The sequence below is a fragment of the Peribacillus sp. NPDC101480 genome, from assembly GCF_050277335.1.
Taxonomy (GTDB): domain Bacteria; phylum Bacillota; class Bacilli; order Bacillales; family DSM-1321; genus Peribacillus.
In genome coordinates this window covers 153,086-178,867 of sequence record NZ_JBNNSB010000004.1, presented here as the reverse complement: position 1 = coordinate 178,867, position 25,782 = coordinate 153,086, and the positions used below count along the sequence as shown (strand labels likewise).

Genomic DNA, 25,782 nt, shown 5'->3' with positions numbered 1-25,782 from the left:
CTCGATCCAACGGGGAATCGAGCCCTTTTTAATACTTATTATGAATCTGAAGCTTTTTGATACAGCCTATTGTCCAAGATATACTGATAACACTGATCAGGCAGTAAATACCTTGGTTCCCCGCCCATCGCGAATTCATCCCTTATATATGTAGAACTGATTTCCATGGAAAGGCCTTTATCAATAAGGTGAAATGTATTTCCATCATCATAATTCCTTAGCAATGGACTTTTGGATATGATTTTCAGCATATCGATCCCATCCCGTGCCATGACGATGAATTTATGATTTGCAATCAGTTTTTCCCTGAATTTCCATCGTAAGTGTACCGGCAGCTCCTGATTATCAATATCTTCAAGTAAATCTGCACCCATTATGAAGTAAACTTCGTCATTTGGAAATCGTGATTTAAAATATTCCATCGTATACCAAGTATATTGTTTACTCGTCCCGGCACGTTCATTAATTTCATAATCACTGACTTCGAATAACGGGTTGCCCCCTATTGCCAGCTTGAGCATTTCCCAACGGTGTTCATTGCTCGTTTTCATCTGTTTATCGATACGGCCATTTGAGCAAGGTAAAAAAATCACCTTGTCTAGCTTAGCACGATGCGCAATGGTGGATGCAGTCCATAAATGCACGTTCGTGACCGGATCGAAGGAAGATCCATAAACTCCAATTTTGCCCATCCTGATATCCCCCCAGTCAAAGCTTACAGTTTGGTCCTTAATGTCCAAAGCTCAGGAAAAAATGGCTGTTCGACCACTTTCTTCAGATAACTTACACCTGACGATCCGCCAGTTCCCTTTTTATTACCGATGATCCGTTCTACAGTACTCATATGATTGAATCTCCAGAATTGTTGTTGACTTCCAATATCAACGAGTTTTTCGGCCAGCTCATACAAATCCCAGTAGTTATGCACATCGCGGTAAACGGTCAGCCATGCTTTTTCAACACTTGCATTTTCCTGATAAATTAAAGACCAATCCCTCTTCAGGACCGATTGATCAATAGGAAGCCCTCTTGCAGCCAAAGCACCTAAAGCCGCATCATAAATACTTGGTTTATTCAAGGCTGCCATCATCGACTCATAAAGCTCGGGCTGATGACGGAAAACGGCCAATATTTGCGAATTCTTTTGACCCATCGCAAATTCTATCAACCTGTTCTGAAATGATTGAAACCCTGAAGAGTTTCCTAGTTTCTCCCGGAATTCCATATAATCGGATGGCGTCAAGGTCGAAAGCACATTCCAAGATTGAACTAGTTGCTGTTGGATCCTGGCCACTCTGGATAGCATCTTAAAGGAAGGCTCCAAATGTCCTGCCTCAATATGATCAGTTGCCGCAGTCAATTCATGGATTATCAATTTCATCCACAATTCACTTGTTTGGTGAATGATGATGAACAGCATTTCATCGTGATGGCCGGAAAGTCGATGCTGACTTGATAAAATTTGATTTAAATGCAGATAGTCCCCATAGGACATATCTTTTTCAAAATCAGTTACCATACTTTCTTCCAAACGATGTTCATCTCCTGGACCCTTATCCATACTATCCCTCTTTCCCTTTACTTTCTTTTGAATTTCGACATCAAAAAATAAATGATGCAAAGAAAGATCAGCCATGGAACCCCGAACTGGAGCACGATTTTAAATGGGCCAGTGAACCAGGTAGATACCGTCAAAGCAAACAAAAGTAATGCACCAAGAATCGTTAGATATGGAAATCCATACATTTTAACCGGTAATTTGCGGCCACCTGATTTCTCCCATCTCTTCCTGAAATATAAATGGGAAATGAACACCATGAACCAGGTTAAAATGGCTCCGAACATTGATATCCCCATCATGAATGCATATGAAGTATCCGGAAGCAGGACCTTTACTCCTGCAGCAAGAAATATTCCTAAAGTGGATATGAGAAGTGCCCTTACCGGGACACCTTTCCTGCTCACTTTTTGAAATAGGGCTGGAGCCTGCTTTTGCTCGGATAACGAAAATATCATTCTGGTGGAGGCATATAATTGACTATTCATAGCGGATAAAGCAGCGGTTAAAATAATGAAATTCATTATTCCCGATGCCCCGGGAACATTCAGGATTTCCATTACCTTAACAAATGGGCTTTTGTCAATACCGGCAGATTGCCAGGGAACAATCATTAACATGATCCCGATAGTCAGTACATAAAAAGTGGCAAGCCTGAAGACAGTAGCCTTCAAAGCTTTAGGGACGGCTATATCCGGATCCTTTGCTTCTCCCGCCGTCACCGCAATCAACTCAGTTCCTAAAAAGCTGAAGAGCGAAATGAATATGGCGACCCAGAGCCCCCAAAAGCCGAAAGGCATAAAACCTCCATCATTGGCATAGTTCTCTACACCGATCCCGCTTGAAGGCCCTGCGCCAATCACCACATAGGCGCCAAGTAGAATGAATATGACAATGGCGCTTATCTTGATCATTGAAAATACATACTCAAAATTCCCGAATGTATTGACACTCGTCGCATTTACATAGATTAGCAGTGCAGCAAAAAGGAAAATCCAAACACTTCCAGGTACAGCCGGGAACCAATATTTCATATAAACAGCGATGGCACTCACTTCGACACCAATGGCAAGAACATTCGCTATCCAATATGAATACCTCACAACAAAACCCGCAAATGGACTTATATATTTTTCAGCAATGGTACCAAAGGATCCCGATGTTGGATAGGCTACAGTCATTTCCGCCAAACAGCCCATCAGCAGAAGGACAATGAATGCACCTATTGCATAGCTGATAAGTACACTTGGACCTGCCGTTGAAATCGCAAGGCCGCTTCCCAAGAATAACCCGGTGCCAATTGCACATCCCATGGCTATCATGGTGATTTGATTCGATGATAATTCACGATGCAGTTTATTTTTCTCCATATGTTGCTCCCATTCTAGGCAATGATTCCCCTTTTATTTTCATAGTTTTCATATAATCTGCCGTCCATGATCTTCTTAAGCACCTGTACAGTTTCATAGACTTCCTGAAAAGAGGTATAAAGAGCAACAGGTGCTAAACGAATCATATTCGGTTCACGATAATCGGGAATGATGGCCTCTTGTTTCAATGCTTTACATATTCTTGCAGCTTCTGGATGTTCAAGGATGATATGACCGCCCCTTTTTGCTTCATGCCTTGGGCTCCCAATCTCAAATCCATATCCCGTCAATTCCGAATGTACTAAATCCATAAGATATTGAGTCAGCTTCAAGGATTTCCTCCGGACTTGTTCTATCCCCGCTTCCGCAAACATTTCAAGCGAGCCTAAAAGGGGGGCCATGCTTAATATATGGGGAGTTCCAATTTGAAAGGCACCTGCCGAACTTGCCTGGGTAAAGGTATGTTCCATATCGAACTGCTTATCTTTCCGCGACCCAAACCATCCAGCCAACCCGGGCATCCTTGCAAAATGCTTACGGTTCACATATAACCCCGCTACACATCCTGGTCCGCCATTCAAATGCTTATAATTACACCAAAACGCGAAATCCACTTCCCAGTTGTCAAACAAATGCGGGATGGCCCCCACGGAATGACAGGCATCGAATCCTATCATGATTCCACGCGCATGCGCTTCCTTTGTTAACCTCTCCATATCAAGGATCTGTCCGCTTCGATATAAAACCGTCGGAAGTACAATCAACGCTATTTCCTCGTTCATCTCTTCAATGATGTCTTCTTCTTCAAGGAATTTACCATCTCGGCTTTTCACCTGAACCAAGTGTGCCGAAGGATCTAGCCCATGCAATCGGAGCTGGCTTTGAAGTGCATAGATATCACTCGGGAAGGTTAGTTCATCCGCCAAAATCTTATTCCTGCCAGCTCTCGGTTCAAAAAAAGTGGCCGCAAGCTGATGCAGATTAGCTGTAGTCGACCCTCCCATTATCACTTCATCCTCTAAAGCTCCTACCAACGGGGCACTCAATTCACCCAATCTCTCAGAAAAGTAAAACCAGGGCTCGGCACCCTCCGTCCAGCCATCGACCCCATACTTTTTCCAATCTTCCAATGACTTCATTAAACTTTTCTCAGCCCGCTTCGATAAAAGTCCCAATGAGTTGCCATCCATATAAATCATCCCGGGGCTCAAGTAGAACTCCTCTCTGTAAGAAACTAATGGATCTTCCTGATCCAACGTTTTCGCATACTCTTTCGTTGACATGAAATTATTGATATCCTTGTTCTCCCCGCTTCCTTCCAAGCCACTTTTTTTCACTTGTAGATCCCTACCCCTTCCCATGCCAACCTTATCATTCTGTCAGGATCTTTTTCAATATAATCCTTTTTATCAAAAATCATTGTGTAGTGATTTCTTTCATCATATTTCGGCCAGATTTCTCCTTCCGGGGGATTGGGGTTTCCATTTTTCGCAAAGTTGACCCAATGGCCCTGCATTCTATGGGAAACCTTCAGGGCAGCTGACCTTGAACCATATGAAACAATCCGTTTCCCAAATGCCGAGTCAAAAGTCTGGAAAGCAAAAGGGATTTCCATACCATGCGTCGCCCCTAATTTACTTATGCGCATTGCCGCCGTTTTATAATCAAAACGATACATCCATGTTTTTTCAAAGCGGCTGTATGCCTCCGCATACCAAACCGAGGGAATATGGAAAGTCGCATCACGGCCAATGCCAAGCACAGCTTCCTTTTCTGGGTAGTTTAAATAAGCATTCGTAATTCGCTCTTTCGCCTCTGGATCAGTGTTATCGAACATTTTCTGAATCATCGCCGCATTAGTTGGAATTAATGGGGGATCCATCTGGTCGAATAACGTCGCTTCGTCCCTATTTGTTCCTATAAGCAAGGGTATTCCCTTTGCTTTTCCGGATCGAATCGAATCTAGTGGATAATCGTGCAGGAAGTCACCATCTACGACAGGTCCAAATGATAATGAGCCCGGCATGGCCTGTGAATTTTCCTGCAAGAGTTGGTAGGAAGCCGTGACAATCTCTTGAACTGGAAGCGTCTTTAAGCGGTGGATTTCATCCTTTCCAATGCCCAATATTTCAAGGAACCTTTCACTGAATTGGCGCGCAAATCCTTTTCCGTAAACAGATGTCGGAGCGGGACTTTCCGCAATGGCCTGTTTAAAAAGACCTCTAGCTGAAGGAACAGTAAGTAAAGTCGTCACCGCATTGCCACCAGCTGATTCACCAAATATCGTAACATTATCAGGGTCGCCGCCAAACGCTTCTATATTTTCATTAACCCATTTCAGAGACGCAACTTGATCACGTAAACCTAAATTGGTTTCAAATATTTCCCCATCAACTGCAAACTCGGAAAAATCCAGATATCCCAGTGCCCCCAGCCTATAGTTGATGCTTACTACGACTACATCTCCATTCTTAGCCAGTAAATGTCCATTGTACATATCAAGGGATCCAGCTCCCGTTATGTATGCTCCTCCAGGAATCCACACCATGACCGGGCGTTTTTTATCATCTGCCCTAGGCGACCAAATATTCAGGAACAAGCAATCCTCATCCATTTTTTCATTTCCCGTCATTCCTGTCCTTACCGCCCGATCCATCGGCTGCGGGGGAATCGGACCAAAATCCACTGCATCCAGGACACCGCTCCACTTATCAACTGGCTCCGGCGAGAGGAAACGCAGACCCTCAATCGGCGCTTTCGCATACCTGACTCCACGCCAAACGCATATATCGTTTTCCATAGTACCTTGAAGATGTCCTTTTACCGTCGTAACTATCGATCCAATCATTCCCTTTCACCTCTTCATATAGTAGTAGATACTTAAGTTCTTCTTTTTCCATTCCCTTATATCCTTCATCTTTATTGAAAAAAGATCTATAGACTCCGTTCTTCCAAAATAAAGTACCGCTATCGTATATAAAGTCAGGTTATCCTCATGAGTTTGAAGTTTTCATTAAATGGCCAGTTAACAAAAAAAGACCCAATCAGGTCTTTTTTGTTGAACTTGGCAAAAAGCTTAGGCGAGCATGGCAAGGATACTCAATAAAGAGCTGCCCCGAACGGAAAGCTGTTGTGCAGCATATGTTAATTGCTGTTCATCGAGCTGTTCCAATAAAGGCTTTAATTCCAGCAATTCATTCTCCAGTCCTTTAAGGTCTGTAGATAGCTTGTCCACCATCAAGAGCACTTGCTCAGAATCAACAGTGGTTTCAGACCAGACTTGTAACCGTTCCTTGATTTCAGTCAAAGGCATATTCTGTTCTTTATACCGATTAATCATTTGAAGACGATTTAAAGCATCTTCTGTGTAATACCGATATCTTGACCCAGTTTTTTCATAGTTCAGCATTCCTAATTGTGTGTAATAGTCAATGGTTCTTCTCGAAACATTCGCAAGTTCAGCAAGCTGGCCAATCCGATATATATTCACCCAGATAGTCACCTTCTTTTAAAAATCTACTGTTAACGATACTATAACATAACTATCCAAAAAGGTGACTTCGAGGATGAAACTATTAGACTACTTTATCCGAATTGCCCTTCAACTGCTTCTTGGCAAAATACAGGGCATCTTCCTTCGAATTAAAAAAGTGCTGTTTATCTATTTTATGATACAGACCAGTGCTGAGTAACAATTCCTTGGGTTGCTGCTGAATTCCGGAAATGATTAATTTCCCCTTATATTTTCCGATGCGATTAACAATCGCCAATAGTGCAGCCTCTGCTGAAGTGTCCATATATGTTACCCGGCGCATGCTTATTACCAACACTTTCGTCTTATTATCCAAGTTCTCCAATATCGATGACTCCAGGACGTCTATCGAACCAAAGAATAGGGGACCTTCCAAGTTATACACATTGATCTTTGAATCCGAATTATCAATTGGGACTATCTCGGTAATCTCATGACTTCTTTCCCTGACTTTTAACGTGTGGCTCATTTTTGCAATGAAGGTGATGAAGGCAATCAATAAGCCAATTCCTACCCCCATGATTAAATCAGTGAAGACTGTGACGAGGAAGGTGACTAGCAAAACCGCAGAATCCGCCGTCTTCGTTTTCAATACATGAGCGAATTCCTTTCTTTCACTCATATTCCAGGCAACAAACATCAATATGGGCGCCATGCTAGCCAAAGGTATATGCTCTGCATATGGAGAAAGCACCAGCAAAACAAGTAAAACGACAATTCCGTGAATGACTCCGGACATCGGGGAGGCTGCCCCGCTTTTTATATTGGTAGCTGTCCTGGCAATGGCACCTGTCGCAGGTATCCCCCCGAAGAATGGGGTCGCGATGTTCGCGATTCCTTGCCCAACCAATTCCTTATTACTATCATGCTTGGTTCCCCCCATGTTATCGGCCACGGTAGCGGATAACAATGACTCGACACCGCCTAACAAGGCAATCGTAAAAGCAACGGGAAGGAGTGTGATAATGACTTCCACTGATAGCTCCGGCACTTGGAATTGCGGAAAACCTTTCGGAATCGCTCCATACGTAGAACCAATCGTAGCCACCTTATCGGGAAATAAAAAGTAAGCTGCAATTGTGGAAATCAGCAAACCCAGAAGCGGTCCTGGCACTCGTGGCAAAAGTCTAGGTGCCAGCAGTATGACGACAAAACATATAATCGCAACAAACACACTATATAGATTGATCGTGTCTGCTTTAATCACCAGTTCCTTCATGTTATCCATGAACGCTTCATGTTTTTCCACTTTCATACCAAAGAAGTTGGCAATTTGCCCTGAAAAGATTATTATCGCAATTCCTGTTGTAAATCCAATGATGACGGGACGGGGAATGAACTTCATCAAATTGCCTAACTTAAGCAGACCCATCAGGACTAACATAATCCCCGCTAAAAACCCGGCAATTAGCAGGCTTTCATACCCATATTGCATAACGATTCCAAATAATAAAGGAACGAACGCCCCGGTTGGCCCTCCAATTTGATACTTGGAGCCACCCAAAATCGATATGAGGATTCCTGCGATGATGGTCGTATATAACCCGTATATCGGTTCGACGCCTGAAGCAATTGCAAAAGCCAATCCTAAAGGGATGGCCACAACACCTACGACCAATCCTGCCGTTACGTCCTTTTGAAAACCCTTCATATTATACCCTTGAAATCTAGAATCTTTTATCATCTTTTTAAAACTCACATCCTTAGTCGTTTTTTTAGTTGGGATCTACCATCATCAGGAAAAATGACTTTCTTTCATTTTAGAGGGAGTTGCTTGATCAAAATTAATCTGACTTGTAGGTTTTTTCAACGGGACAAACCATGCGGGGGGGACTTTTCAAAGCTAAGAAATAATCGTCATATGTAATCTCCTTATGTTAAGTTATTTGACATGGCCTCTACCACGCTTCAACATTATACAGTAAAACGTAAAACTGTACATTGTTAGTAACGTTAACATTTGTTTACAACTTATTGCATATTTTTACATTTATATTACAATCCGGGACCATGTTTCCAGTCTAGTTAATTTGAAGCCGTAGATTCAGACTATGAATTAGGAGGTTTGAACTTTGGTCTAATTTCCCATACCGGAAAACTTGAAAAAAGACCAATAGAAAAAGCATGTTTTGAGAAAGATTGCTCAAAACATGCTCTATAAAAACTCAAGGCTCTATATAAGTTTTCTTTCAGTTTACAGCTCTTCCCCTCTCGTCTCGATAATATGTTTATACCAATGAAACGACAGCTTCTTTTTCCGGTTTAACTGATCATGATGATCCACATAAATAAATCCGTATTGCTTCTTATACCCGTTTAACCAACTTAATAGATCAATGACAGACCATGCGTAATATCCTTTTAAATGTATGCCTTCGTTGATTGCCCGCTTAATCACTTTTAAGTGCTCCTCAATATATTTAATACGGGGAACATCCACTATTTCACCATCGATAATCGGATCCTCATCACCAAGTCCGTTTTCTGTAACATACATTTTAATATCACCATAACGCTCTTTTAACATATGCAGCCCATCTAAGAATCCTTGAGGTGAGATTTCCCAGCCCCATTTTGTATATGTTTTATCTTCCATTTTCACGGTCCGATAAAAGCCATCAAAAGACGGGTTTCCTGGAGCTAGAGTAGATGTTTCTCTTGAATGCTCCATGTTTGAAATCGCTTCCCGATTTTTTCCCACACGAATGGGCTGGTAATAATTGAGTCCGATAAAATCATTTTTCCCCGCATTTCTTTTTAGCGTATCCAGTTCTTCTTCGGTCCAGCTTGGTGTCCAGCCTTTCTCCTTTAATTGCTCAACCACATAAGCTGGATATTCACCTTTTAAAATTGGGTCATAATACCAAAAAGTTTCATATTCATTGGCATGCCTAGCAGCTAATACATTCTCATGTTTGTCATCAATACTATAAGCTGGTAGGAATACATGGGTAATCCCAATTTCACCGTAATGATTCAGTCCCTTGTATACCTCTACCGCTTTGGCATGTGCATAAAAAACGTAATGTGTCGCTTGAAAGTATTTATTTTCATCGTTTTGGATTCCAGGCGGGTGCGCTCCTTTTAAATACCCTAAACCGCAAAACATAACCGTTTCATTAAACGTGATCCAATGTTTGACGCGGTCTCCGAATGCGCGAAAACAAATCTCCGCATACTTGACGAATGCTTCAGCTGTTCGCTTATTCGTCCATCCCCCATCTTGTTCAAGCGTCAAAGGCAAATCCCAATGATACAGCGTAACAAATGGAACAATCCCATATTTTAAGCATTCATTAATAACATTATTATAAAATTCCAAACCTTTTTCATTGATTTCCCCGTCACCGGTTGGCAAAATACGTGCCCATGAAATGGAAAACCGATATGATTCAAGTCCCATCTCTGCCATTAATTTAATATCTTCTTTGTAACGATGATAATGGTCTATCGCTACATCACCGTTTGTACCTTCATATGTTTTCCCCGGTATCTTCGAGAAGACATCCCAATTCGTTATACCTTTACCATCTTCATCCCATGCTCCTTCTATTTGAAAAGAAGCGGAAGCTGCTCCTAATAAAAAATCGTGTGGAAACTTCAATTATAACCCTCCATTTCATACCCTCTTATTAAATTTATAATAATATATTTAATTCATTGGCACAAATATTAATTTTTAATTCACGTAAAACATAAGCCTTAAAGATAGTATTTACTATCAGGGAATGATTAAATCCAGAATTCTGCTGAATCAACCTCTCTTTTTCTAGCTGAAGATGATTGATTTATAGTTTCATATGAACATATGCAAAACCCGTCCACCTAAGGAGGACGGGTTACGCATTTATTCAAGGCAATCACTCCACAACCGGGAGCCATCCTTTTATCCCAATCAACTTTTCCCAAAGCGAATCTGGAATGACCAGTTCATCCTGATCTTTTTTTGAAAGGGTGGTCCGTATTTCCGCTTCTTTTCCAGACCTGATTTTTTCAATCCAATGCGGTTCCATAAGAAGCTCGCGGCCAAGGGCGATAAAAGGGACACCCGTTTCCATAGCTTCCGCAACTTCATCGGGTGTATGCAGTGAGCCTACACCGACAACAGGGATACGATTACCTACTTTATCGTAAATTTTGACGATGCGTGACTTTGTCCTATCACTCTCGCGGAATGAGCCATTCCAGAAGTGGCCTACCGATATATGTAGATAATCCAGGTTTTGATTCGCTAATCTATCAACGAATTGAATCGTATCATCTAATGTGATTCCAGGATTGCTGCCTTCTTCAGGAGAAAGGCGGTAGCCGATGATAAACGGCTTTTTCGCATGCTCAGCAACCGTTTTCTCGACTTCATTCACAATGGTAAGCGGGAAAATCAAACGTTTTCCCAGTGTTCCACCCCATTTATCCGTACGACGGTTCGAGTGTGGCGAGAAGAATTGCTGCAGCAAGTACGTATTGGCACCATGGATTTCCACACCATCGAATCCTGCTTCGATTGCCCTTCTTGTTGCTTCTCCAAATGCCTTAATAATGTCTTGTATTTCATCTTCACTCATTTCCCGCGGTACAGGTGCTTCCTCGCTGGAAGCGATGGCACTTGCAGAAACAGGTTGGTTATCAGGCAATAATTCCGGCGGACTTTGCCGGCCTCCATGATATATTTGCAGGATCGCTTTTGAGCCGTTTGACTGAATCGTTTCGGCTAGTTTTCTCAAGGAAGGGATAAAGAAATCGTCATCTGCACTAAGTTGGCCTGGGAATCCCTTGCCTCCAGCAGATACATAGGCACATGCCGTGACCACCGCACCTACACCAGCCGAGCGTTCAGCGTAATAGGCCAGTTCATCATCGGTTACAACGCCTTGATCATCTGAAGAATAAGTGGTCATAGGAGCCATCATGATACGATTTTTCACTTCTACCCCTGATGGAAATATATATGGTTGAAAAATCTTTTCGTATTTTTGATTCATGCCAATCCTCCCCCTTTACTCTTAGTGGTGATGATGTCCGTGCGGTTCTTTAGAAGGATTCGTGATTTCAAAGCCTTCTTCAGGTACATAAAAATATTTAATCCAGACACCATCCAGAAATTCTTCACGTGAATCAAGCAAAATATCGATTTCTTTATCTGTTTTGACGATTTCATCATGCTCTGCCGGTGTATCCAGCTTCATGTCATAATGGGCATGATCACCATGCATATGGGTGATATATACACGAATCATTTTCCCTTCGGCTTCTTCAGTGCTCAGCATTTTTTGTAAGACCTTTGCTGCATTGCGATTTATTTTGCAATTCATGTCCATTCCTCCAACAATAAAATTATCCCTGTACTGAATTCTACCCAATTAAGGGTTATCAGTAACATCCATTTTTCCCCTTCATGATTGGCCATGTCCTCGGTCTGAAGGAAAGACGATGCCGATTTGCTTTCTTGCTTCATCCATGATTTCCATGGTCAATAATGAATTCGAATATGAATTAATATCGGATTCCATTTTCCCCTGCTGTATCAAATCAACAAATTCTTTCGCTTCATAATACATGGTAGGCATATCCTGTTTAACAGAAATATTTTCAGTGGTTCCATCCCGATACTGAATATCCACCGCTTGCGGTCCTGAAATTTTCTGAATGATGATGCTTCCAAGTTCACCTTGAATTTCCGATGGCAAATTGGATTCAGTAATTTTGGAAAACATGACGACTGCCTCCATTTCATCATAGGAAAGCAGAATCGTCCCCTGCCCATCAACTCCTGATTCAAGCATCGTTCCTGATGCCTGCACCTTATTCGGTTTACCGAACAGTACAACAAGTGGATAGAGGACGTAAATGCCTAAATCCATTAAAGAGCCACTGGAGAATTCCGGATTGAATGCATTCAGCACAGTTCCTTGTTTATATGAATCGTAGCGTGATGAATATTGGCAAAAGCTTCCCGAGAAACGCCTAATCTTCCCGATTTTATCCAGATTCCCTTTTATACTTTCGAAATTCGGCATGATGGTCGATTTCATCGCTTCCATCAATAGCACATCATTTTGTTTTGCTGCCTCAATCATATCCCTTACTTCTGTCGCATTCGAGGCCATTGGTTTTTCACATAATACATGTTTTTTATTTTGTAAAAACAACACGGCTTGCCGGCAATGATGAGAGTTAGGGCTTGCTATATATACAGCGTCGATTTCATCGCTGGCAGCCATTTCTTCTATATTCGTAAAAGTCGTATGTACTTCGTATTTATTGGCAAATTCCTTGGCTTTCTCTTCTGTACGTGAATACACGGCGGTTAAAGATAAATCCTCTACATGCTTAGCAGCCTCCAAAAATCGTTCCGTGATCCAGTTTGTACCTATTACCCCTAATCTTATCAACATCCTATCCCCTTTCAAGCTAACTTAATTATGTCCTCAATATACAGACATTTCACTGAAAAACAAAGTATAATGAACACCCGCAATTGTTTAAATTGGATTTTTTAGGCAATATTCGTTTATAATTTTTCTATATTACCACTGCCATGATGTTTCTACATACTCCCAAATTGGGAATAGAAGACTTAAAAGGAGCGTGTGAAGTTTATGACAGAATTAATGAAAAACAAAGTTGCCATCATTACCGGTGGAGGATCGGGAATTGGCCGGGGCGCTGCACTGAAACTAGCTGAAAACGGCGCGAACATCATCTTTTTTGATCGTACAGTCGAAAATGCCGAAAAAGTGAAGGAAGAAGTGGAGAACCTTGGCCGAGAGGCTTTAATCATTAAAACGGATGTTTCCAAGGCTGAGCAAGTTGAACATGCCTACAAGACGGCCTATGAACATTTTGGAAAAATTGATTTTGTATTTGCAAACGCAGGCATCAACGGAGTGATTGCCCCTATAGAAGACATAAAGCCAGAAGATTGGGATCAGACACATACCATCAACCTCAAAGGCACCTTTCTCACCATCAAATACGCCATTCCCTACATGAAGGAAACAGGCGGCAGCATCGTAATCAACAGCTCCATCAATGGAAACCGATATTTCAAGAATTTTGGTTTTTCCGCTTATAGTTCATCCAAAGCTGGTCAAGTCGCTTTCGGAAAAATGGCTGCACTCGAATTGGCAAGATATAAAATCAGGGTAAATACCATTTGTCCCGGCTCCATCGATACGAACATTCACGATAACACATTCCCGGAAGATGAAAACTTAAAAAAAATCACGATTCCCATTGAATATCCGCAAGGCTCCCAGCCCCTGGCGAAGAAAGCGGGAACTACCGAACAAGCCGGTGATCTCGTATTGTTTCTAGCATCAGACATGTCCTCACATGTTACGGGTACGGAAGTTTATATCGATGGAGCAGAATCACTTTTATGATTCATACTTACCCCCTTAAAGGAAAAAGCTGAAATCCACATCAGGATTTCAGCTTTTTTCCTTTTTAAGCAACTCGCCTTAATCCGCGACGGGCAAGGAGTAAATAAGCGAACATGGCGATGACATGACAACTTACCATCACAATTCCCATCGGCAAGGGTGACTCACCTGAACCTAATCCCACCAAGGGAGCCATTAGTGATCCCAATATGAAGGGAAGCAGGCCTATTAAAGCCGAAGCACTGCCTGCTGTTTTTTTCTGATTTTGCATCGCTAAGGAAAAACTCGTTGTACCGACAATACCGACGCTGGAGACAGAGAGGAATAAAGCGACCAAGATTCCTGCCAACCCCATTTCAAGAAGAACTGAGGCAAGAAGTAATATCCCCCCAAACAAGGCTAGGCATAATCCCATTTGAAGCAGTTTTTCTTCTTTAATCTTCCCAGCAAGCTTCCCGGCAACTTGTGAAGCGATGATGATCCCAATTCCGTTTATTGCAAAAATCAGGCTGAAGGTCTGTGGGGAAACCCCATAAATGTTCTGGAGAACAAAAGGCGATCCGGAAATATAAGCGAACATTGCGGCACTTATGAATCCTTGTGCAAAAGCATAGCCCATAAACACACGATCCTTCAATAAGTTCCCAAAAGTCCTGACTGTATCGTTTACCCCACCGGCACTCCTGAGATTAGACGATAAAGTTTCCTTTATCCCAAAAAATGCAGCCGCAACCATAATGATACCTAATACTGAAATGACAATGAAAACTCCCCGCCAAGAAGTGAACTGCAAAAGTTGACCGCCAAAAACCGGAGCCAATATCGGTGCCGCCCCATTCACAAGCATTAACATGGAGAAGAACTTGGTCAAATCCGTTCCTGAAAAAAGGTCACGAACTATGGCCCTTGAAATGACAATGCCTCCCGCTCCTGCAATACCTTGGATAAAACGTAATAATAAAAGCAATTCAATGGTTGGAGCAAAAGCGCATAACAGAGATGAAATGCAATAAATGGATAAAGATATGACTAACGGTGTCCGCCTTCCTTTTGCATCACTTAGAGGCCCTAAATAAATTTGGCCCAAAGCCAATCCTAACAAGCAGGCAGTCAAGCTCAGCTGCGCTAAAGACGTACTGCTATTCAGATCCTCTGCCAGTGTAGGGAGACCTGGTAAATACATATCAAGTGACAGTGGTCCAATCGCTGCAAAAGACCCCAGCATAAGAGCCATCAACAGCCATTTGGATTTAGTCATTTCGTTGCCTGATGATATCGTTTCCTTCATTTCAATCATTATTACCCCTATCCCTTTCAACTAATTGTTTTTCCTAAATAAAACTCGACTTTCTTTATTTTACAAAAAATCGGCACAATTTACGATAAGAATGCTTCACTCGAATTCGTTTCTTCCATTCTGCATTCAATTAAGCATTAATGTGAGGATAAAGGAAAACTTTTAACGGACAAAACGATTCCCACCTTCGGATGCAACTCCATTTGAGCGTTATTTTCAGCTTCGGTTAAAAGAATCCAATAAAAAATGACCCCATTTTGGAGTCATTTTTTATTGTAGACATACTCGAAGTAAAGCGAGTTTGCCTGCCATTTTTTATTAAAAAAACGTTGCAGTTGATTTCAGCCGGACCACTTTTCACCACCTATACCGGACGTATTTTGTTATCCTGAGCTTTTCCTCGGCCGTTCTCATATTTATCCGACCTACACCCCACTTTTCGGTCGATCACGATTTTTTTCGACCTTTACCTCACTCCGAAGCATTTATTTTAAGATTCACGGATTAAATCCGCTCCCCATTCCGCCGACCGTCTGCCAAGTTCATCAATCTAGTAGGTTTTATCCTATAAAACAGTCAAAACTCAAGGAGTCTATTCAAGTCTCGTTTTAAAATCATGAAAGGGATTCGGGATGTGACCATTCCAAATCCCTTTAAGAGTCATTTTGATTTATTCAACACTACTAAATTACGGGGAATATCACCAGATAAACCCTCCATCAAGTTTTGTACAGCTAAAGCAGCCATTTTCAATCTTGTGGCAATGCTGGCACTGCCGATATGCGGTAATGTAACCACATTGGGCAATGTTAGCAGCGGGTGGTCCACAGGGACGGGCTCTTCTTCGAATACATCCAATCCAGCCGCCCAAATCTCTCGACTCTCCAGCGCCTGGTACAATGCTTTTTCATCGATAATCCCGCCTCTTGCGGTATTTATGAGCACAGCCGTCCCTTTCATTAATTCAAGCTGCTCCTTGCCAATCATGTAAGTGGTTTCCGGCGTGAGCGGCAGCATGACACAAACGAAATCCGAGATTTGGAGCAATTTCTCAAGAGGCTGATATTCGATTCCTAATGTATTTTCCTGTTCATATTTACGGCTTCGATTAAAATAAACTAAGTTCATATCGAACCCTTTAGCTCTTTTGGCAAGGGCTTCCCCAATCCTGCCTAACCCGATGATACCCAGCGTTGCACCGTGTACATCTTGTCCGGTCAACTGCATCGGCGACCAGGTTTCCCACTTTCCGCTCCTTAAATAATCTTCAGCCTCCATCATCCTTCTCGCCGTTGCAAGCAGTAAGCCGAAGGTTAAATCAGCTGTCGTTTCCGTTAAAACCCCCGGTGTGTTCGTTACCATGATGCCCCGTTTTGTTGCACTTTGAACATCAATATTATTATGGCCCACTGCCATATTCGCGATGATTTTCAGATTAGGTGCCTGTTCAATCAGTGACTCATCGATTTGTTCCGTCAATAAGCAAAGCAGTCCCTCTACTTCTTTCATTTCTTCTTCAAGGACTTCTCTAGGGACCGGTATATCCTCTTGATCCCACATCCTGACATCATAATTTTGACTAAGACCTTCGATGATTTGTCCTGGCAATTTCCTTGTAATATAAATTTTTTGCTTCAAACCCTAAACCTCCCATACCGTTTCGTTCCATGAAACGCATTTTTGCACCTTTTGTCGTCTTCAGTTTTTTTACACAAAAATAATTAAAAGAATATTGGCTAAATTACTGGCTTGTTTATTCAATTTTAAAATAAACTAGATAAATAGACCATTCATTTCCAATCAATCTTACTATTAAATTTCTCGATTGCCTGTAAGCTTCCGCTTGACAGTTTCAGTTCATTCAATTAATCATAGAATAATAACCCTTTAAATCTATTCGGTCATTAGTAATTTTCGCAATTTTCCAGATGAAGTTTATCTCGATTTAGGAGGATATGGGACGTTCATGAAAACGAATACAACATCTAAAATTTATCCAATTATAGCTCCAAGCGCTTTATCTTTAAAAAGTATAAACTTTTATTTAGTTAAACAGGATGAATCTTTAACATTAGTCGATGCAGGTATGAATGATGACGTCTGCTGGAATGCACTGCAGCAAACATTAAACGAAAATGGATTTACCGTTGGAGATATAACGGAAATTTTATTAACCCATCACCATGGAGACCATGTTGGTTTGGTCAACCGGATTACCGAACTCCATCCGATTCCCGTTTATGCCCATTCTAAATCCATTCCCCGTTTAAAAAGGGACCCTTCCTTCTTAAGTATGAGAATTGAATTTTATAAGCAGCTTTACCATGAGATGGGCTGTGGTGAACTTGGAGATAAACAAGTGGCTTACCTATTCAACGCGGTCGATAATAATAAAGATCAAAAACTGAATGGTGACATCATCGCAATCACGGAAAAACAATTGCTGAATTTTGAAGTGATCGAATTTCCAGGGCATGCCCCGGATCAAATTGCATTCCTTGACAAAGAAGGAAAACGGCTTCTTGCCGGTGATTTATTGATTGAACATATATCAAGCAATGCCTTGATCGAACCTGATGAAAACGGTAATAGAATGCTGACCCTTGTAGATCATATCGATTCATTAAAACGATGTTTAGCATTACAGGTGAATCTCCTCTTTCCTGGTCATGGTAACATCATTGAACAACCTGGTCATACGATTGAAAAAAGACTCAACAGCATAGAAAGAAAATCACAAAAGATCCTGGCCTTGATAGAATCCGGAATTTCTACAGGCAATGAATTGGCAAAGGAGTTTTACAAACAAAAGTATATAACAGAATTCCCGCTCGTCATGTCTGAAATCATCGGCCATTTGGATTATTTAGAATATCAGGGGAAGGTCACGAAACAACTCGTTGAAGATGTAGTTCATTATCAAGCTAAATGACATTAAAAAAGGCTGAAATTGAAATCGTCCCCACTTAGTAGGGACTTTTTTGTGGAAAAATATACAAAATAATTGAATCTGAAATACATAGGCCTTTTTGGGTGTTTTAATTAATCTAACAGGAAATAGATTAGAATGTGAAGAATTTATTATCTGAATATTAAATATTTTCAGAATAGGGGATTTGATGTGAAAAGAAAATTTTTAAAGGTTTTAAGTTCAACAGTAGTAGCCGCAACTTTACTTGGCCCAAATTTCAGCTTAGCTGAAAGAGGACCAAATCCGACAGGTGGAACGAATCTTTCTACCGAAGCATTCCTTAATTATGACGAACTTGTAAAAGAATTAAATCAACTTGAGCAAGCGAGTGCAGGGAAAGTCAATGTCGAAGTGGCCGGAAAAACTAATCAGGGCCGTTCCATTCAAAAAGTGACTGTCGGTCATGGTGACAAAGTCGTTCTTATTCAAAGTGAAATTCATGGAAATGAAAAAACAGGAACTGTCGCGTTATTGAACATTCTTAAAAACCTTGGTCAAAGTAACTCACCTGAGGTAAAGAAAGTACTTGATGAACTAACAATTGTTGCCATTCCAATGATGAACGTAGACGGCTCAGAGCTTGATCGTCGTGGAAATGAGATGAAATGGTCTGAAGTTGTAGGTAAATTCCCCCAACTTTCTAATGCAAAACCTACTTGGAACTATTACACTACTCCCAGATCAGGAGACGACTATGCTAGCAAACCGGGATTTGATGTTAATCGTGACTTCAATCCAGACCTAAATTATGTACCAAAGCCTCAAGACTTCCCGGGGGCATCTGAAAAGCCAGGCTGGTTTATTACCCCCGAAGCGCAAACGCTACGTGACACATATAAAGGGTTAAAATCGAAATTCGGGAAAGTGGATGTTTTTATCGATCTTCATCACCAGGGATTCCCATATATCGAAGGAACTGATGAGCGTGCAACTATGTCAATATCAGGAAAATTCGTTCCTAACCCAAGCACTCCAGAAGGTGCTAAATATGAAGAGTATGCAGATAATTTCAAATATGATTTCTCTCGTCAGTTGACACTTACTGCGTATAATGCACTGCAAGCAAAAGGGAATTCAGTTTTTACAAATATTTCATTATATGATCAATCTATTGACCTGCCAGGAACTGCTTTAGGGACGTTTGCTTTAAACGGAAGTGGGACGGTTCTATTTGAAGTTAGTGGTCAAACACAAAACTTTGGGCAAAAAAAGAATGGCCAGCTCGTAAAAACGGTTGAAACGGGGCTAATGGGTATTATCAATGGTGTAACAGATGGATCAGTTCATAATCTTAATCCATCAGACTATGAAAAAATTCCTGAAAGTTCATCTACACCCGGAATCTAGTCAATTTTGAAACTTAATTGTAAAGGGGGGCTTGTCCGCCATCTGGCACCGGTTGAATATCGAAGCCAGATGGCAGCAAAGCCCTTTTTATTTGTCTAATTGACAGGGGTAAGTCCATATCCAATTAAAGATTTCAGCCTTTTCTTGCTGAAGATACTCACACGCACACGACAATCTCTCTGGAAAAAATGCCTTTCCTGGCAACACAGCGATCGGCGATCTCAAATCCTGCTTCTTCAATCATATGATCCATCGTGTCGATCGTTACGACGACGACCTTGTCAGCAAAGCCCCTGGCATGTTTAAGGATCGATAGCTGATCTTCCGGCGTCGCATGTGTATATAAATTGTAGGGCATATCGATAATCGCTACATCATATTTACTTGTGACCTCCGAAATCGGACCTGTAGTTACATCACCTTCGAGTCCGAAATAAGCAATGTTCTCCCTGGAACCGTCGGTAACAAGCGGATTGATATCCCGGCCGACAATATTGATTCCCATCGACAATGCTTCTACCAATACCGTTCCAATTCCGCAACATGGATCAATTGCCTTCACTCCATCCGGATGCGGAACGGCTATGTTGGCAATGGCCCTCGCCACTCTTGTGCTTAGCGCTGTTGAATATTCACGGGGCTTTTTCATATGTTTTAACCAAACCGCTTCAGGTTTGACATACTTCCCGAAATACCAACGTCCGCCAAGGGTCACGATTCCAAAGACCTGATCAGGATTGCGTACATCGGCATTTCCCTGAATGTGCCAGCCAATCTCCCGTTCAATTTCACGCTGTCCATCATAATCTATTTTTGCTTCTTTATTCAAATCGTTAATTTTCACGAATAATACTTTGAACGTCGAATCAGGCAAATGGATATCCTTCACTTGCTCAACGATTTCGGATATGCTCTCCCCTTCAAACATCACTTCGACCCGCCCTTTTATGAAAGGGCTCCTGCTCGGTTCAATTGCTATATCACTTTTCAAAATATCCCCTGAAGTCTCAAAGCCAAAGAACGAGCGCATCTCCATTTTAGATAATGAGCGTTCGTCAGGGGTGCATGTAAACGTATATATATATGCCGGTTTGCGGCTATGATTAGTCAATCCATTCCCATCCTTCATTACTTTAGATTATCTCTTTCTATCAAACATAGCTGTAATAGTATAGAAAAGCAAATGGAATCGTGCAGTAAAAAGCAGGAATGCTTATCATTCAACATTCCTGCTGTTATATTTTTCATTGTTCCATCACTAGCGGATAGGAATTATTAATCCAATTTATACAGCCGGCTATTTATATACTTTGCACGGGCCTCAATGAATTTCAGGATGAATTCGGGCTCATTATCAAATTTCACAATATCCCCCTTGATATATGGATCTTTTGAAATATAAGGTCTTATTTGATCATGCATTTCCTGAATGATAGGTTTCATATAGCCCACGTTAAATTGATTGTTCAAAATCTCCTTAAGAAGTTCTTGGTATCGGACACGAAAACCCCTTACATCAAGGATTCTAGCAGTCAATGTATTGAACCCCTCGATTCCCACATAATCCTCTTCCATCACTTTCCCGTTAACATCCCTGCCCCATGTCGCATCATAATCCCATGGAATCATTTCAAAGAGTCCAGTTTCTCCATTTCGATACAAGGCATAGTTATGAACGAACCCATCAAAATTTTGTGTGAATATGACACCGGCCAGCCAGCGCAGGTATTTTTCGATATCGACATATTTTACTATTTCCTTTTCAAAATCCATTCTTGAAATTGTATTGATTTGAAGAATTAGCTCTTGTAAATATAATTCATCCTTTTCTGTTCCGCATTTTTTTTGATAGCCCATCTCCAATGATTTTTTGATTCCTTTATCCAAATCGCTCATCAATGAGAAATTGGCATCACCATCCACTGCATAGAAAATGGACCCCTGTGGCAGACCCCTTTTCTTCAAATAATATTCATCCACCGATTCCAATTCCAGGTATATCCCTTCGTCTTTTCCGTTCAAGTTCAGAAAAACGAACTGGGAGTTCGGTGATAAGGTTCCTATATCCGCAAAAAAGTCTAAAGATAATTTATTTCTTAGTAAAGATTTATCTTTATATTCGGCATTTAAATGAACTTCCTTGGCACTCTTAAAAGTATTAGGTTTATAAAAGACTACATTATAGGATTTTTTGCGAAAACCACGGATATGAGAGCCACGGTAAACAATATCAATATCAAGTTTTTTTCTGTTAAGTGTTAACTTTGCCGGTAAAGGATCATTGCACCATATATCTCTGCGAAGTTCCATTAAATTAACTGGTGAAATAAAAAGCTGGTACACAGGCAGCTTCTGGTCAGAATTCATATAACCCTTCCCTTCACTTTCACTTTCATATTAAATTATGAAAAAAAGCGAGGGGTGTCACCAAAACAAATTTTTATTAAAAATTGTGCTATTATCTCTGGCATATTACGTACAAACGCATAGTTTACGAATAGAAAGGAGGATATATAAATATGTCTGACATCATTCGAAATATACAAAATGCGGTGGATAGAGCCAATTCCTTCGGGTTAGGCGATTTCATGTATAATGACCCATGTTCAAAAGGCCGTTCTTCACGTAAAAACAACAATAATAGGCGAACTTCCCGTAGAAGCACTAAACGTTGCACGAGCAGGAATCGGTCCACTTCCGGCACGCAAAGACGCTCTTGCTGGAAACGGAGATCTACATGCAGCACACAAAGGCGCACTAGCAGGAGGAGATCCACTTGCAGCACACAAAGGCGCACTAGCAGAAGGAGGTCCACTTGCCGTACGCAAAGGCGCACTAGCAGAAGGAGGTCCACTTGCCGTACGCAAAGGCGCACTAGCAGGAGGAGGTCCACTTGCCGTACGCAAAGGCGCAATAGCAGGAGGAGGTCCACTTGCAGCAGACAACGGCGCTCCAACAGAAACCGGTGTTCGTCCAACCACTGCAGTTGGCTTTGCGGCAATAACTTTCGCAATAAACGGAAAAGGTGCTTCTAGTTTCATGGTACCGTTTTAATTACAACTAATATTTTTTTACTGGATTATTAAGCTTTACTTTAAAGTCCAATTTCTATAAAAAAACACAAACTCGTCCTATAGGTAGGGGCGAGTTTTGTGTTTTTAAAATTATCACGATAGTTAAATCCAGTCAAATGTCCCTTTCCTTAAACAATAAAAAAGGATCCTACCCTTTTACATACGGTAGGATCCTTCAAGTTTCGCTTATTTAACGGAGACCAATTCGAACTGTGCATACACATCCTTCAGCCCTGCTTGAATGGCTTGACCAGCCTTCCCACGATAATGCATTTGCACACGATCAATCAATTCTTCGATACCATCTTTCAGGCAATAACCGCGCAGCAGCTGACGAATGTATTCCCTTCCATGTTCTGTAGCAAGTGTACATGAAGCCTCGACTATTACTCCATATTTAAAGTCAAGCTCTACCGTGATGGTGATGGAATCATATATATTTCTCGCTGCCATCCCTTGTGGAAGCTTTGCATGCCCTGCAATAAAGTATGTGTTCATCATCTGATCTCCTATATCTATAGTTAATGTACGGAAACCTGCTCGAAGGGCCATGCAGGCAATTGCTTACGAAGCTCTTTATCTTGTCTGTAGCCAAGTGCGTATTCACCCTGCATTACAGTATGAATCTCACGGGTTCCTTCATAAATGACCGGAGCTTTTGAATTCCGCAGAAAACGTTCCACTGGATATTCATCCGAGTAGCCATAGGCACCATGAATTTGAACAGCATCATTGGCAGCTTCGTTTGCAGCATTACATGATATCCACTTGGCAAGCGATGTTTCCTTCGTATTCCTTTTTCCTTGATTTTTTAAGGTACCCGCTTTAAAAACGAGCAATCTGGAAATCTCTAAATTTGCGGTCATCTTGGCAATCATCTGTTGAACGAGCTGATGCTTGCCAATCTCTTTTCCGAATGTGCTTCTTTCATGGCAATACTTCAAGCTTGCTTCCAGGCTTGCTTCTATTAACCCTACAGCACCTGCGGCCACTGTAAACCGGCCGCTGTCCAATGCCGACATGGAAATTTTAAAGCCCTCACCTTCTTCACCAAGCCTATTCTCCACTGGAACTTTTACATCCGTTAAAAAGATTTCGCCTGTATTCCCGGCACGAATTCCCAATTTCCCTTTAATGGCTTTCGACTCCACTCCCTCGAAAGTCCGTTCCACAATAAAAGCAGTGATGCCCCTTGAACCGGCATCATGATCCGTCTTGGCGAAGATAAGGAAATGATCTGCATAATCACAGAGCGAAATCCATGTTTTAGACCCGTTCAAGATATAGTGGTCCCCAACACGTTTTGCCGTTGATTTCATTGCAGCAACATCAGACCCTGCATTCGGTTCAGTCAGACCAAAAGCACCTATCTTGATCCCCTTTGCCTGCGGTACTAAATATTTCTGTTTTTGTTCTTCCGTCCCCCATTGCAGCAGGGTCATGCTATTCAACCCTGTATGTACCGAAACTGCAGTACGGTAAGCCGTATCGCCTCGCTCCAGCTCCTCACAAACGATGGCCAGGGTATTATAATCCATTCCGACCCCGCCATACTCTTCTGGTATACAAACGCCCATCAACTGCAATTCCGCTAATCTTTTTAAAATATGTGGCTGGAATTGACCTTGCCTATCCCACTCTTGAATGTAAGGGATAATTTCCTTATCGACAAATTTCCTTACCACTTTCTTCACGCTTTGCTGCTCTTCTGTTAATTCGAAATTCATCATTAAAATTCCTCCTAAATAATTTTATTTTCTTTGAATTTGCTTATTTGGTCTGTACTATATCCAATATCAGCCAAAATGGAATCGGTGTGCTCACCATAGAGCGGCGGATGCTTTCTCATCGTAACCGGCGTTTTTGAAAGGTTCAGGGGCGATCCCGTCACTCTAAGCTCTTCGATTGTGGGATGCTCCATGCTCACCAACATGCCTCTTGCGATGATTTGCGGATCCTCGAACATCTCTGCTATATCATTGATTGGACCATTGGGTATCCCTGCATCATCAAACAGCCTTTTCCATTCCTTCTTTGTCTTTCCTTTCAACAAATCCTCTATTATCGGTATTAAGACTTCCTTGTTTTGCAAACGTTTTTCATTATGCTTAAACTGTTCCTGCTGGGCTAAATCAGGTCTGCCTATAACGGTTGAAAACCTTCTGAACTGATCATCATTTCCTACTGCAACGACAAGCTCTCCATCGCTTGTCCGGAATGTCTGGTATGGAACGATATTGGGATGCTGGTTACCCATTCTTTCAGGGGTCAAGCCACTGAATAAATAGTTGCTGGCGACATTCACCAATGAAGAAACCTGACAATCCATTAACGAAATATCAATTTCCTGACCTTCCCCCGCTTTATCCCTATGATGTAAAGCGGATAAAATGCCAATGCATGTATACAAGCCAGTCAATATGTCAGCTATGGCCACCCCGACCTTCACGGGACTCCCATCTTTTGCTCCTGTGATGCTCATCAAACCACTCATCGCTTGAATGATATAGTCATAGCCAGGCAAATCCTTATAAGGTCCTGTTAAGCCAAATCCCGTAATCGAGGCCAAGATCAGTTTGGGGTTCATTTCCTTTAAATCCTCATAACCTAACCCCATTTTTTCCAATGTGCCCGTCTTGAAATTTTGGATCACTATATCCCCTGAAGCCACTAACTTCCGGAAAATCTCTTTCCCTTGTTCCGACTTTAAATTCAAGGTCATGCTTTGCTTATTTCGATTGGCACATAAATAGTAAGCGCTTTCTCCTTGGGCGAATGGCGGACCCCAGCCTCTCGTTTCATCACCTGATTCATGATGCTCGATTTTAACAACATCGGCACCCAAATCACCGAGAATCATTGAACAAAACGGCCCCGCCAAAACACGGGATACATCGATAATCCTGACTCCCTCCAAAGCTCCATTCATATCATCACCCCTTTCAAACTGTCGGGATACACAAAAAAGAGCCAGTAAAACCAACAATGTCATTACATTGAATGTTTCACTGACCCTTATCCACGAACTGTCTTCCTGCAAAGGAAGATCAAGTGAACCAAGTCAATTTTTATAGATTCCAGTTTTATAACAAGCCGGCCATGCAACAAGGTAACTTGTTGTCATCGGTTTGGTAAATTAAGTATAGTGCTATTTTTTGAATTTTGCAATAATTTTGTATCAGTGTTTTCTGAAATACTCTGTAGCATACCTCCCGTTAATATAATAATACTTCCAGTAGTAATCGGAA

General features: G+C 41.5%; 22 protein-coding genes and 1 pseudogene. 5 read left to right on the top strand and 18 right to left on the bottom strand.

Annotation, left to right across the window (positions count from 1 at the left end; all coding sequences use genetic code 11):
- Positions 1 to 38: 38 nt before the first annotated feature.
- The 11 genes from nadD to ACQKMF_RS15115 all read right to left on the bottom strand — a co-directional run bounded on the left by nadD (position 39) and on the right by ACQKMF_RS15115 (position 12,852).
- Entirely contained in the window at positions 39 to 692 is a 654-nt protein-coding gene (gene nadD, locus ACQKMF_RS15165; protein ID WP_402941505.1) for a nicotinate (nicotinamide) nucleotide adenylyltransferase, read from the bottom strand.
- A gap of 23 nt (positions 693 to 715) precedes the next feature.
- Complete coding sequence (gene kynA / locus ACQKMF_RS15160; protein ID WP_427573908.1) at positions 716 to 1,561, bottom strand: tryptophan 2,3-dioxygenase; 846 nt, start codon at positions 1,559 to 1,561, stop codon at positions 716 to 718.
- A 17-nt stretch (positions 1,562 to 1,578) separates the two neighbouring features.
- Complete coding sequence (locus tag ACQKMF_RS15155; protein WP_101224059.1) at positions 1,579 to 2,928, bottom strand: amino acid permease; 1,350 nt, start codon at positions 2,926 to 2,928, stop codon at positions 1,579 to 1,581.
- A 14-nt stretch (positions 2,929 to 2,942) separates the two neighbouring features.
- On the bottom strand, positions 2,943 to 4,211 hold the full coding sequence (gene kynU / locus ACQKMF_RS15150; protein ID WP_402942917.1) for a kynureninase: 1,269 nt from the start codon (positions 4,209 to 4,211) through the stop codon (positions 2,943 to 2,945).
- Positions 4,212 to 4,261: 50 nt separating this feature from the next.
- The gene (locus ACQKMF_RS15145) at positions 4,262 to 5,776 is read right to left on the bottom strand and encodes a carboxylesterase/lipase family protein (protein ID WP_402941497.1); all 1,515 of its coding nucleotides are present in this window, start codon (positions 5,774 to 5,776) and stop codon (positions 4,262 to 4,264) included.
- A 228-nt stretch (positions 5,777 to 6,004) separates the two neighbouring features.
- Positions 6,005 to 6,418 (bottom strand): MerR family transcriptional regulator, encoded by a 414-nt coding sequence (locus tag ACQKMF_RS15140; RefSeq protein ID WP_157831082.1) that lies wholly within the window; start codon positions 6,416 to 6,418, stop codon positions 6,005 to 6,007.
- A gap of 85 nt (positions 6,419 to 6,503) precedes the next feature.
- Positions 6,504 to 8,144 (bottom strand): SulP family inorganic anion transporter, encoded by a 1,641-nt coding sequence (locus tag ACQKMF_RS15135; RefSeq protein ID WP_402941494.1) that lies wholly within the window; start codon positions 8,142 to 8,144, stop codon positions 6,504 to 6,506.
- 510 nt (positions 8,145 to 8,654) lie between these two features.
- Positions 8,655 to 10,064 (bottom strand): glycoside hydrolase family 1 protein, encoded by a 1,410-nt coding sequence (locus ACQKMF_RS15130; RefSeq protein WP_402941491.1) that lies wholly within the window; start codon positions 10,062 to 10,064, stop codon positions 8,655 to 8,657.
- A 256-nt stretch (positions 10,065 to 10,320) separates the two neighbouring features.
- Positions 10,321 to 11,442: an NADH-dependent flavin oxidoreductase gene (locus tag ACQKMF_RS15125; protein ID WP_402941488.1), complete on the bottom strand. Its 1,122-nt coding sequence runs from the start codon at positions 11,440 to 11,442 to the stop codon at positions 10,321 to 10,323.
- A gap of 21 nt (positions 11,443 to 11,463) precedes the next feature.
- Positions 11,464 to 11,772, bottom strand: coding sequence for a heme biosynthesis protein HemY (locus ACQKMF_RS15120; protein WP_101224065.1), 309 nt, complete (start codon positions 11,770 to 11,772; stop codon positions 11,464 to 11,466).
- 81 nt (positions 11,773 to 11,853) lie between these two features.
- Positions 11,854 to 12,852, bottom strand: a complete 999-nt coding sequence (locus tag ACQKMF_RS15115) for a Gfo/Idh/MocA family protein (RefSeq protein ID WP_402941483.1) — start codon at positions 12,850 to 12,852, stop codon at positions 11,854 to 11,856.
- A gap of 207 nt (positions 12,853 to 13,059) precedes the next feature.
- Between ACQKMF_RS15115 and ACQKMF_RS15110 the strand changes: the two genes are divergently transcribed.
- Positions 13,060 to 13,845 carry an SDR family oxidoreductase gene (locus tag ACQKMF_RS15110; protein ID WP_101224066.1) on the top strand — a complete coding sequence of 262 codons (786 nt, stop codon included), beginning with the start codon at positions 13,060 to 13,062 and terminating at the stop codon, positions 13,843 to 13,845.
- A 64-nt stretch (positions 13,846 to 13,909) separates the two neighbouring features.
- Here ACQKMF_RS15110 and ACQKMF_RS15105 read toward each other — a convergent pair whose 3' ends face one another.
- Positions 13,910 to 15,133, bottom strand: a complete 1,224-nt coding sequence (locus ACQKMF_RS15105; RefSeq protein WP_402942914.1) for a multidrug effflux MFS transporter — start codon at positions 15,131 to 15,133, stop codon at positions 13,910 to 13,912.
- 669 nt (positions 15,134 to 15,802) lie between these two features.
- Entirely contained in the window at positions 15,803 to 16,780 is a 978-nt protein-coding gene (locus ACQKMF_RS15100) for a 2-hydroxyacid dehydrogenase (RefSeq protein ID WP_427573902.1), read from the bottom strand.
- 328 nt (positions 16,781 to 17,108) lie between these two features.
- On the opposite strand from ACQKMF_RS15100, the gene ACQKMF_RS15095 reads away from it, so the two are divergent.
- Together ACQKMF_RS15095 and ACQKMF_RS15090 are read left to right on the top strand one after the other, a co-directional pair.
- On the top strand, positions 17,109 to 18,074 hold the full coding sequence (locus ACQKMF_RS15095; protein WP_427573900.1) for an MBL fold metallo-hydrolase: 966 nt from the start codon (positions 17,109 to 17,111) through the stop codon (positions 18,072 to 18,074).
- A gap of 189 nt (positions 18,075 to 18,263) precedes the next feature.
- On the top strand, positions 18,264 to 19,460 hold the full coding sequence (locus tag ACQKMF_RS15090) for a M14 family zinc carboxypeptidase (protein WP_427573898.1): 1,197 nt from the start codon (positions 18,264 to 18,266) through the stop codon (positions 19,458 to 19,460).
- A gap of 157 nt (positions 19,461 to 19,617) precedes the next feature.
- Here ACQKMF_RS15090 and ACQKMF_RS15085 read toward each other — a convergent pair whose 3' ends face one another.
- Positions 19,618 to 20,589 (bottom strand): TRM11 family SAM-dependent methyltransferase, encoded by a 972-nt coding sequence (locus ACQKMF_RS15085; protein ID WP_101224070.1) that lies wholly within the window; start codon positions 20,587 to 20,589, stop codon positions 19,618 to 19,620.
- A gap of 146 nt (positions 20,590 to 20,735) precedes the next feature.
- Positions 20,736 to 21,827 carry a CotH kinase family protein gene (locus tag ACQKMF_RS15080; RefSeq protein WP_427573896.1) on the bottom strand — a complete coding sequence of 364 codons (1,092 nt, stop codon included), beginning with the start codon at positions 21,825 to 21,827 and terminating at the stop codon, positions 20,736 to 20,738.
- Positions 21,828 to 21,979: 152 nt separating this feature from the next.
- Here ACQKMF_RS15080 and ACQKMF_RS15075 point away from each other — a divergent pair.
- Both ACQKMF_RS15075 and ACQKMF_RS15070 read left to right on the top strand, forming a co-directional pair.
- Positions 21,980 to 22,033: pseudogene (locus ACQKMF_RS15075) on the top strand (hypothetical protein); the annotation flags it as partial.
- 22 nt (positions 22,034 to 22,055) lie between these two features.
- Positions 22,056 to 22,514 (top strand): hypothetical protein, encoded by a 459-nt coding sequence (locus tag ACQKMF_RS15070; protein WP_427574185.1) that lies wholly within the window; start codon positions 22,056 to 22,058, stop codon positions 22,512 to 22,514.
- A gap of 206 nt (positions 22,515 to 22,720) precedes the next feature.
- Here the strand turns inward: ACQKMF_RS15070 and ACQKMF_RS15065 are convergent, their stop codons facing one another.
- From ACQKMF_RS15065 to ACQKMF_RS15055, 3 genes are read right to left on the bottom strand one after another with little or no spacing between them, the layout of a single operon-like run.
- The gene (locus ACQKMF_RS15065) at positions 22,721 to 23,032 is read right to left on the bottom strand and encodes a DUF3870 domain-containing protein (RefSeq protein WP_427573894.1); all 312 of its coding nucleotides are present in this window, start codon (positions 23,030 to 23,032) and stop codon (positions 22,721 to 22,723) included.
- Positions 23,033 to 23,055: 23 nt separating this feature from the next.
- On the bottom strand, positions 23,056 to 24,261 hold the full coding sequence (locus ACQKMF_RS15060; protein ID WP_101224431.1) for an acyl-CoA dehydrogenase family protein: 1,206 nt from the start codon (positions 24,259 to 24,261) through the stop codon (positions 23,056 to 23,058).
- A 14-nt stretch (positions 24,262 to 24,275) separates the two neighbouring features.
- Positions 24,276 to 25,463: a CaiB/BaiF CoA transferase family protein gene (locus tag ACQKMF_RS15055; RefSeq protein ID WP_101224073.1), complete on the bottom strand. Its 1,188-nt coding sequence runs from the start codon at positions 25,461 to 25,463 to the stop codon at positions 24,276 to 24,278.
- Positions 25,464 to 25,782: the final 319 nt, after the last annotated feature.